The following is an 8,595-nucleotide window of genomic DNA, read 5'->3' as shown; positions in this document are numbered from 1 at the left end:
CATCCAAAGGCTTTACAAACCGGGCATTGACCACGGTACTTTCAATGCCTTGGGCCGATAATAGTTCTGCTGCATCCATGGCATCATTCACGCAGCGGCCAATACCGATAATTAAAAGATCGTCGCCGGTGCGAAGCACCTTTGCTTTTCCGATATCAACGGCTTTGGCATTGTAATCAACGTCAACACCCTGGCCTGCCCCCCGGGGATAACGCAGGGCAATGGGGCCCTGGTGAGCCACAGCCGTCTGCATCATTCGCACCAATTCATTTTCATCCATGGGCGCCATAACGGTCATATTGGGAATGGACCGAAGATAGGAGAAATCAAACAGCCCGTGGTGGGTGGGCCCGTCTTCTCCGACAATGCCGCCACGGTCTATGGCAAAAATTACTGGATGGCTGTCAATACAGACATCATGAAGAATCTGGTCATAGGCGCGCTGCAAAAAGGTGGAATATATGGCCACAACGGGTTTTGCGCCCTTGGCGGCAAGGCCTGCGGCAAAGGTAACCGCATGCTGTTCGGCAATGCCGACATCAATAAACCTGTCGGCAAAGTGTTCGGCAAATTCCTTTAATCCCGTGCCTTCGGGCATGGCAGCCGTCACCGCCACAATGCACGGGTTTTGTTTTGCAAGCTCAATCATACATTTACCGAACACCGACGTGTAAGAGGGTGCGGCATTTTTTGACGCCGGACATTTTCCGGTATCTATAGCAAAAGCACCAACGCCATGAAAATAAACCGGATTTTTTTCAGCAGGCGCATATCCTTTGCCTTTTTTCGTGGTGACATGAAGCAGCACCGGCGAATCAGGATCTTTAATATTTGACAGAATATCAATGAGATGATCCAGATTATGGCCGTCAATAGGACCGAAGTAATCAAAATTAAAGGCCTCGAACAGCATGCCCGGTGTCACAAAGGTCTTAAAAGACTCCTCCCATCTTTTGGCCCATCCATACATGTCATCCCCGATCTTGGGCACGGATTTTAAAAACTGGCCAAACTGATTACGCATATTCTGCAGCGCCTTATGCGAAAAGGTCCGGGACAGGTAGGAAGACAAAGCGCCGACATTGGCGGAGATGGACATGTCGTTATCATTTAGTATAACGATGTATTTCTGCTGGAGATCGCCTGCATGGTTCAACCCTTCATAGGCAAGCCCTGCGGTCATGGAACCGTCACCAATGATTGAGACCACATTGGATTTGTCCTTCTTGAGCGCCTTGGCATAACACATGCCAAGCCCTGCAGAAATTGACGTGGAGGCGTGTCCTACAGTGAATGCGTCATAGGGACTTTCTTTGATTTTAACAAATCCTGAAATTCCCTTATATTTTCGAAGGGTGTCAAAGCTTCGGTGGCGCCCGGTTAAAAGCTTGTGCGCATAGGACTGGTGGCCTACATCCCAGATCAGGGTATCCTTGGGTAAATCAAATACGTAATGCAGGGCAATGGTCAGTTCTACGACGCCTAAACTTGATGCCAGGTGCCCGCCGTTTTTTGATACCACATCAATAATTCTGCCCCGGATCTCCCGGGCAACAGCCTCAAGTTCATGCCTTGGAATTCGTTTTAGATCATCAGGGCAGTTTATTTGGTCAAGATATTTCAACGCATACCTCTTATTTAGTACTCTCATCGGTTCCGGTTGATAATGTAAGCGGCAATGGCGCGCAACGGTTCGCTGTTTTTCTTGAATTCTTTTTCCCCGTAACTGTCTAAAGCTTCCAGGGCATCGGCTACAAGCTGCCTTGAAAAGGCTTTGGATTCTTCGAGGCCAAGGATGGCAGGAAAAGTCATTTTATCGTGCAGCGCATCGGTACCCGCAGCTTTACCCATGATTTTGGGATCGCCTATCACATTCAGGATGTCGTCCATCACCTGGAAGGCCAACCCGATATTTTGGGCATATGTGCCAAGGGCGTTTAAGGCATCTTGATCAGCCCCGGCACTGATAGCCCCTGATGCGACACTGACCTCTATCATGGCCCCGGTTTTATGCCGGTGAATTTTTTTTAAATGGGTCAGGACACCGGGGCTGTCTGAAGGCAAATTTTCCGGATTTTTTTCAGCCTGCATATCAAGCATCTGGCCTTCCACCATGCCGTTAATACCGGCAGCTGCAGATATTTTTTCCACCAGAATCAACCGGGTTTCGGCATCGGGGAAAACCTTGAAACAGGGCATAGGCGCGGCAAGGATATGAAATGCATGGGTTAAAAGCCCGTCTCCGGCCAGAATGGCGGTGGCTTCGGAGAATTGTTTATGGCAGGTAGGAACGCCTCTGCGCAGATCATCATCATCCATGCCCGGCAGATCATCATGGATCAGGGAATAGGTATGGATCATTTCAATGGCACAGGAAGCGGGCAGGGCAATAAGCGGATCTGCACCTAATGCATCGGCAGTTGCCAGCGCAAGGGCAGGGCGTACCCGTTTGCCGCCGGCCATTAAAGAGTGCATCATGGCCTGGACAAGCTCGCGTTGTCTGTCAAATTCATCAAAAACGGTTGTCAGTGCGTCATCAACCAGTTTTCGGTTCCGGGACAAATATCCGGAAAGATCAAAGGTCTTCATAGGTCTTCCTTAAAATCCGATACATCGGGCTTGCCGTCAGCATCCATGGTCAATTGGGTAATTTTCTGTTCGGTTTTATCTAAAATTTCAAGGCAGAAACGGCTATTGGCAATCCCTTCTTCATATTTTTTGACTGCCTTTTCCAATGTCAAATCACCGGATTCCATTTCTTTGACAATGATTTCAAGCTGTTTTAATGCTGATTCAAAGGTTTTCTTTGCCATATATTTTTTCCACCCGGGCATCCAGGCGTCCTTTAGATAAAATAATTTCAATTCCATCGTTCGTATTAAGCGTATCCGCATCCATCACAACATGACCATTTGACATACTGCGGGTGATGCTGTAACCGCGGTTCAACACCGCTGACGGATTTAAGGTCTCAAGTTTGGCACTTTGTTGATTTACCTGGGCTTTGCATTGTTTCAGGTAAGCATAAAAAAGATAATTCAGACTTTGCTGAAGATCCTTGACATCCTTTTGAAATCCCTGGGTGCGCGACAAGGGCAGGGTGCCTGAAAGCGCTCTTTTAAGCCAGTTGGTTCTTTCTCGCTGGTAATTAATATGATTTTTGACCAAAGATAAAGCCCTGGATTGCAAATCTTCGATGCGGAACCTGAAATCATCCACAATCCTGGCCGGACTTTTAAGTCGGGTGTGTAAATCGTTTATATACTCACGCAGTTGAAGAATGCGACGCTCAATCTTATTGTTTAAATCATTTTGTAATCCAAGGATTTGATGAACAATAGCAGCCTGGTCAGGCAAGGCCATCTGGGCAGCAGCCGATGGGGTAGGGGCCCGAAGATCGGCTACAAAGTCTGCAATGGTGAAATCAATTTCATGCCCAACACCCGAAATGACGGGGATTTCAGATTCGTAAACAGCCTTGGCCACGGTCTGGGTGTTAAATGCCCACAAATCTTCCAAGGACCCGCCGCCCCTGGCAATGATAATGAGGTCACAGGTTTTGACACTATTTGCAAGTTCAATGGCATGGGCAATCTCAAATTCTGCGGTGTCGCCTTGTACCTTGACGGGAATGATTTCAAGGGGAACGCTGGGACAGCGTTGTTTGGCCACCTGGATAATGTCACGCACCGCAGCACCCGTGCCCGAGGTAATCACATGGATGCCTGACGGCAAAAAAGGGATTTGCTTTTTGTGGGCAGTATCAAACCAGCCCATGGCCGCCAGTTTAGCTTTAAGCTGTTCAAAGTCTTGCTGAAGCGCACCTGTGCCTTCGGCTTCCATGTGCTCAAAAATGAGTTGGTAGGAGCCACGGGGCTCGTAAAGGGAGAGGCGCGCCATGCCTTTGACTTTCATCCCGTTTTCAGGGGTGAATTTTAAATGGCGTTTCTGTCCCTTAAAAATCACGCAGGAAATTACAGCAGCTTCGTCTTTTAATGAAAAATAGGAATGGCCTGAAGCCGGCGTTGAAAAATTTGAGATCTCACCGATGATCCATAAAAAAGGATACTGCTCCTCAAGCAGATTTTTTATCTGCCTTGTCAGCGTGCCTACGGTGAAAACCTTATGATTATCCTGTGTTGCCATTCCTTTCCTTATCCGAGGCGTATACGGCTTGTGCGCAAAGTTCGTACTTATAAAATAAATCATTTATAAAAGTCAATAAGCGCAAAACCATGAAAGACAGCGACGTCGACCCGTCAAAGATTTGGAAAATTAATCCCACAAACTGCGTACCATATTTCGGCTCAGGTCCAGATAGGCAACCTGCATCTGTGGATCATTACAGAAAACTTCCAGGGTGATGGTGTTGTCGTATGGGATTGATTTTAAGCAATCCACGGCCTGTTGCCAGTCTATGGTGCCTACGCCCAACGGGAGGTGATCGTCGTTTCGTGACCGGTTGTCGGAAAAGTGAACATGAACAAGGTGCTCCCCGAGCTCTTTGCAGAAGATCTGATGCCCATCCTTGCCGAAGTTGGTGTGTCCAAAGTCCAGATGCAGCTTCAGGCCGGATACCCGGGCGATCATTTCTTTAAAAACCGACACCCGGTCAAAGGGCGCTTTATAGTTTTCAAACGCCAGGGTAAGCCCATAGGTTGCGGCCATTTCAACAATGGGCGGTAACGCCTCTATCTGGAATGAGACCAATTGATCTCTCATGGCAGGCGGGCAAAAATAGCAGGGGTGGATGTTCATAACCCTTGCACCTAAACCGGAAAATATCCGTGCGCACCGCTCAAGTTCCTTTAAACAGGCATCCCTGATCACAGACACCGGGTATGCCCAGGGAAGGCAGGGATCGGTGTGGCCGATGATACCAAGTTCGCAGGTATCCAGAAGGGCTTTAAGTCGTTGAGTATCCACATCTGCGGCGTTGGGACCTTCTATAGTCAGATCCAGGAAGTCAAAACCGGCTTTACCGCATTGCTCGGCTTCTTCGTAAACCGATTTTAACGGGTTGTTCATTACACCTATCTTCATGGTGGCATCCTTTATTTCTTTGATCCTGTAAAAAAACACGAAGATCATGAAGGACACGAAGCACTGATATCTTCGTCTCCTTCATGGTAAAAAAGCAAACTTAGTAAAGTTTATACTTTCTGTGGGTAAATTGCGACAGCTTGAAATTAAAAATTAACCTGTTCAGACAAAGGGGGCTTATCATGGTAAGCTGGATATGTAATAATTAATGATTTACAATCCAATATCAGAGTAAACAAAAAATGTTCAAGCTGATTGGCTGAAAATCCGGTTCAACAAATAACAATTGGGGAGGTTCACAAATGAAATGGCTACAGTTTTTTACGCCCGCCAAATCAATGGATACCGCGCAGGCAAAGGCGTTTATTTCCACACAGCCGAGTGAGAAAACCACTATCCTTGATGTCCGTCAGCCCTCTGAATATGAGACGAGCCATATTCCGGGGGCAGTCCTTATCCCCCTGTCCGAGCTTTCAGACCGGCTGGAGGAACTTGACCCGGACAAGTCGACCCTGGTGTACTGTGCCATAGGCGGGCGCAGCCGGGTTGCTGCGCAGATGCTGGCAGGCAAGGGATTTAAAAAGGTAATTAATGTTTCCGGCGGTATAAAGGCATGGAAGTCGGAAATCGCCGTAGGGCCCCAGGATCTGGGTTTAGACTTGTTCTCTGGGAAAGAAGAGCCGGCAGAAGTGCTCAAGGTCGCCTACTCCCTGGAACAGGGGTTGAGAGAATTTTATCTTACTCTGGGCGAACAGACGACCAACAAAAAGGTGAAAGACCTGTTTGCAAAACTTTCTGAAATCGAGTTGAATCATCAAAAATCCATTTTTCAGGCCTATCTGGATATTGGTGGGGAAAATGTAAAGATGTCTCAAAAAGACTTTGAGGCTATGGTCGAAGTAAAATCCCTGGAGGGTGGTCTTTCCACGGAACAGTATCTTGAACTGTTCAGCCCGGACCTGGACAAGGAAACGGATGTGATCTCGTTGGCCATGTCTATTGAAGCACAGGCTCTGGATCTTTACCAGCGTGTCACAGTAAGAATAGACAACCCTGATTCAAGACAGATTGTTCAAAACATCGCCAATGAAGAAAAAGCCCACATAGAAAGCCTGGGAAAACTGATGGATACACTAAAAGGAACGAATTAATGAAAAAAAATTTGATTCTGATCGGCGGCGGACATGCCCACATGACGGCGCTTGAGAATATTTCCCGCTTTGTTGAAAAGGGGTATAAGGTTACCGTGATCGGTCCGTCCTTTTACCACTATTATTCCGGCATGGGACCGGGTATGCTGGGCGGGACATACACCCCGTCGGACATTCGTTTTGCCACCCGGGATGTTGTATGCAAACAAGGCGGTCTTTTTGTAAAGGATTATGTGACCCGGATTGACCCGGCGGCAAAAACGGTTCAAACCGCCGGCGGCCAAAGTTTGGCCTATGATGTGCTTTCCGTGAATGCAGGGTCCTATGTCTCCATGCAGGATGTGCCTGAAAATGCGGAAAATATTTATCCGGTCAAACCCATTGAAAAGCTTATGGAAGCGGCAGAAAAGCTCAAGATTCTTTTTAAACGTAAAAAAGCAGTGGTGACAATCGTTGGCGGCGGCCCCTCCTCGGCAGAAGTGGCAGGGAACATATGGCAACTGGCAAAAGAGACAAAGCAAAATATGCCGGAAATAAAAATTCTTGCCGGCAACCGGTTTATGGCCAGGTTTCCTGAAAGCGTCCGCTGCCGTGTAAGCAGTATTCTTAAAAAAAGGGGTATCCGGATTTTTGAAAACGGGTATGTAGAAAAAGTAACAGCCGAATCCGTTCTGATGGCTTCGGGCGAATCGCTCTCCACTGATTTTACTTTTCTTGCCTCGGGTGTGAAACCGTCAAAAATTTTTGAAGCATCCGGCCTGCCGGTTGGTCCGGATAAGGGTATGCTGGTAAACAGATACCTGCAAAGCGTGAAGTATCCGGATATTTTCGGCGGCGGGGATTGTATCAGTTTTAAGGATCGACCGTTAGACAAGGTCGGCGTATACGCGGTCCGGCAAAATCCGGTGCTGCTGAACAACCTGTTTGCCCGGCTTGAAGGCACTCCGCTGCAGGGGTTTAATCCTGGACCGGAGTACCTGTTAATTTTTAACCTTGGCGCAAACCACGGCGTGTTGAAAAAAAGAGGGATCGTGTTCAGCGGGAAAACCGCATTTTGGATCAAAGACTATATTGACACAAAATTCATGAAAAAATTTCAAGCCATTGAAAAAACGCTTTAACGCTGGGGCCTCTTGCATATAAAATATTTCTGCAAGAGGCTCTATCAAAAACATAATTCTGAAGTACCGGGAAACGGTTCCCGGCGAAGGGAAAAGACGGGGTCATGAAAAAAATTCCTTATGCTGTGGGCAATTTTGAGCAAATAATCAATGACGGCTATCATTATGTGGACAAAACCCGTTACATAGCCGAACTTGAAAACTGGCAGGTCGCGGTTTTTCTGCGGCCCCGGCGGTTTGGGAAAAGCCTTTGGTGTTCCACCCTGGAATGTTATTACGATATCAACCGGAAAGACAAATTTGACGCTCTTTTTAACGACACCTGGATCGGACACAATCCCACGCCGCTGAAAAACAGCTTTATGGTGCTTAGAATAAATTTTTCCGTGGTGTCAGTGAAACCCGACATCAGCTATATAGAAGACAGTTTTACTTTTACCCAGGGTGTGACAATAAAATCTTTTTTATTAAATTATAAGAAATATTTTGAAAAACTGTCGGATATCCTTACCTTGTTCTGGCGCCAGAGGCGCCGGGACAAGGTACTGGACGCAGTCAGCACCGCGATTCACGGCGGCGGAGCCGCCGTGAACGCCCGGCATCAGTGGGCGCGCGCTTTTTGCGATCCACTGAATGCCGCTTGTTGTTTTCAGCTTGTAGCTATTGACTCAATTTGGAACTGACAATTCGGTTGAGGCTCACGCCTGACTCAGCAGCTTGAATAGCCAATTTCCTATGAACATCAGGAGGCACACGGACCATAAATTTCCCACTAAAATTTTTTATTGCTATTGGTTCAGGAATAGCCTCTGAATTATTGGCCATATCTGATAATACATCAGCTACAAGCTTGCGAATTCCTTTTAAAGATCTTTCTGGACTATCAGCCAACCAACTTAAGCTTGGAAACTCAGCACACAAACCAATATACTCATTATCATCTTCAGACCATGTAACACGGTATTTATACTTATCATTTTTTTGTGCCATGGCTAACCTCCATTTTTTCAATAGCCAAAAGCACCTGTTTGACTTGATATGCTTTGGCCTTTCCTTTATCATTCTGAATATTTACCCTTGGATCCCCTTACCAAGGCGTCTTATAAACTCGATGACTGCTTTTCTTTTGTCGTGGCTCACCAAAATAATTCATAATCTGGGTAGAGTAGAGCACTGATTCGGCGGGTTTCTTCAGCCCTTTTTATATTCGAGACGCCTTGCCGCACGCGGCTACTACGTGTTCCAAAGGCCTTGCATCCTCAATGCTCCCTCATCAAACC

At 47.0% G+C, this 8,595-nt stretch carries 9 protein-coding genes; 3 read left to right on the top strand and 6 right to left on the bottom strand.

Features of this window, described 5'->3' with window-relative positions:
- The 5 genes from dxs to AB7U36_RS13305 form a co-directional block, all read right to left on the bottom strand.
- On the bottom strand, positions 1 to 1,624 hold a 1,624-nt coding region (gene dxs, locus AB7U36_RS13325; RefSeq protein WP_428160249.1), incomplete at its 3' end, for a 1-deoxy-D-xylulose-5-phosphate synthase.
- A 23-nt stretch (positions 1,625 to 1,647) separates the two neighbouring features.
- On the bottom strand, positions 1,648 to 2,589 hold the full coding sequence (locus AB7U36_RS13320) for a polyprenyl synthetase family protein (protein ID WP_428160248.1): 942 nt from the start codon (positions 2,587 to 2,589) through the stop codon (positions 1,648 to 1,650).
- Positions 2,586 to 2,813 carry an exodeoxyribonuclease VII small subunit gene (gene xseB / locus AB7U36_RS13315; protein WP_040016443.1) on the bottom strand — a complete coding sequence of 76 codons (228 nt, stop codon included), beginning with the start codon at positions 2,811 to 2,813 and terminating at the stop codon, positions 2,586 to 2,588. The genes AB7U36_RS13320 and xseB overlap by 4 nt, the downstream gene beginning before the upstream one ends.
- Positions 2,794 to 4,146, bottom strand: a complete 1,353-nt coding sequence (gene xseA / locus AB7U36_RS13310) for an exodeoxyribonuclease VII large subunit (protein ID WP_428160247.1) — start codon at positions 4,144 to 4,146, stop codon at positions 2,794 to 2,796. The genes xseB and xseA overlap by 20 nt, the downstream gene beginning before the upstream one ends.
- A 129-nt stretch (positions 4,147 to 4,275) precedes the next feature.
- Positions 4,276 to 5,043 carry a sugar phosphate isomerase/epimerase family protein gene (locus AB7U36_RS13305; protein WP_004075329.1) on the bottom strand — a complete coding sequence of 256 codons (768 nt, stop codon included), beginning with the start codon at positions 5,041 to 5,043 and terminating at the stop codon, positions 4,276 to 4,278.
- A gap of 302 nt (positions 5,044 to 5,345) precedes the next feature.
- Between AB7U36_RS13305 and AB7U36_RS13300 the strand changes: the two genes are divergently transcribed.
- From AB7U36_RS13300 to AB7U36_RS13290, 3 genes are all read left to right on the top strand, one after another.
- Positions 5,346 to 6,194 (top strand): rhodanese-like domain-containing protein, encoded by an 849-nt coding sequence (locus AB7U36_RS13300; RefSeq protein ID WP_287125545.1) that lies wholly within the window; start codon positions 5,346 to 5,348, stop codon positions 6,192 to 6,194.
- Positions 6,194 to 7,315 carry an NAD(P)/FAD-dependent oxidoreductase gene (locus AB7U36_RS13295; RefSeq protein WP_428160246.1) on the top strand — a complete coding sequence of 374 codons (1,122 nt, stop codon included), beginning with the start codon at positions 6,194 to 6,196 and terminating at the stop codon, positions 7,313 to 7,315. Before AB7U36_RS13300 ends, AB7U36_RS13295 begins: the two co-directional genes overlap by 1 nt.
- A 104-nt stretch (positions 7,316 to 7,419) precedes the next feature.
- Complete coding sequence (locus AB7U36_RS13290; RefSeq protein ID WP_428160245.1) at positions 7,420 to 7,998, top strand: AAA family ATPase; 579 nt, start codon at positions 7,420 to 7,422, stop codon at positions 7,996 to 7,998.
- On the opposite strand, the gene AB7U36_RS13285 is transcribed toward AB7U36_RS13290, so the two are convergent.
- On the bottom strand, positions 7,976 to 8,305 hold the full coding sequence (locus AB7U36_RS13285; RefSeq protein WP_428160244.1) for a type II toxin-antitoxin system HicB family antitoxin: 330 nt from the start codon (positions 8,303 to 8,305) through the stop codon (positions 7,976 to 7,978). The genes AB7U36_RS13290 and AB7U36_RS13285 overlap by 23 nt on opposite strands.
- Between the last annotated feature and the right edge of the window lie 290 nt (positions 8,306 to 8,595).

The sequence above is a fragment of the Desulfobacter sp. genome, assembly GCF_050177295.1.
This window is presented reverse-complemented; position numbering and strand designations above follow the sequence as displayed.

Bases quoted from the DNA above. Each gene is read 5' to 3' on its own strand.
- AB7U36_RS13320 (WP_428160248.1), bottom strand. From the start codon at position 2,589: ATGAAGACCTTTGATCTTTCCGGATATTTGTCCCGGAACCGAAAACTG.
- xseB (WP_040016443.1), bottom strand. From the start codon at position 2,813: ATGGCAAAGAAAACCTTTGAATCAGCATTAAAACAGCTTGAAATCATT.
- xseA (WP_428160247.1), bottom strand. From the start codon at position 4,146: ATGGCAACACAGGATAATCATAAGGTTTTCACCGTAGGCACGCTGACA.
- AB7U36_RS13305 (WP_004075329.1), bottom strand. From the start codon at position 5,043: ATGAAGATAGGTGTAATGAACAACCCGTTAAAATCGGTTTACGAAGAA.
- AB7U36_RS13300 (WP_287125545.1), top strand. From the start codon at position 5,346: ATGAAATGGCTACAGTTTTTTACGCCCGCCAAATCAATGGATACCGCG.
- AB7U36_RS13295 (WP_428160246.1), top strand. From the start codon at position 6,194: ATGAAAAAAAATTTGATTCTGATCGGCGGCGGACATGCCCACATGACG.
- AB7U36_RS13290 (WP_428160245.1), top strand. From the start codon at position 7,420: ATGAAAAAAATTCCTTATGCTGTGGGCAATTTTGAGCAAATAATCAAT.
- AB7U36_RS13285 (WP_428160244.1), bottom strand. From the start codon at position 8,305: ATGGCACAAAAAAATGATAAGTATAAATACCGTGTTACATGGTCTGAA.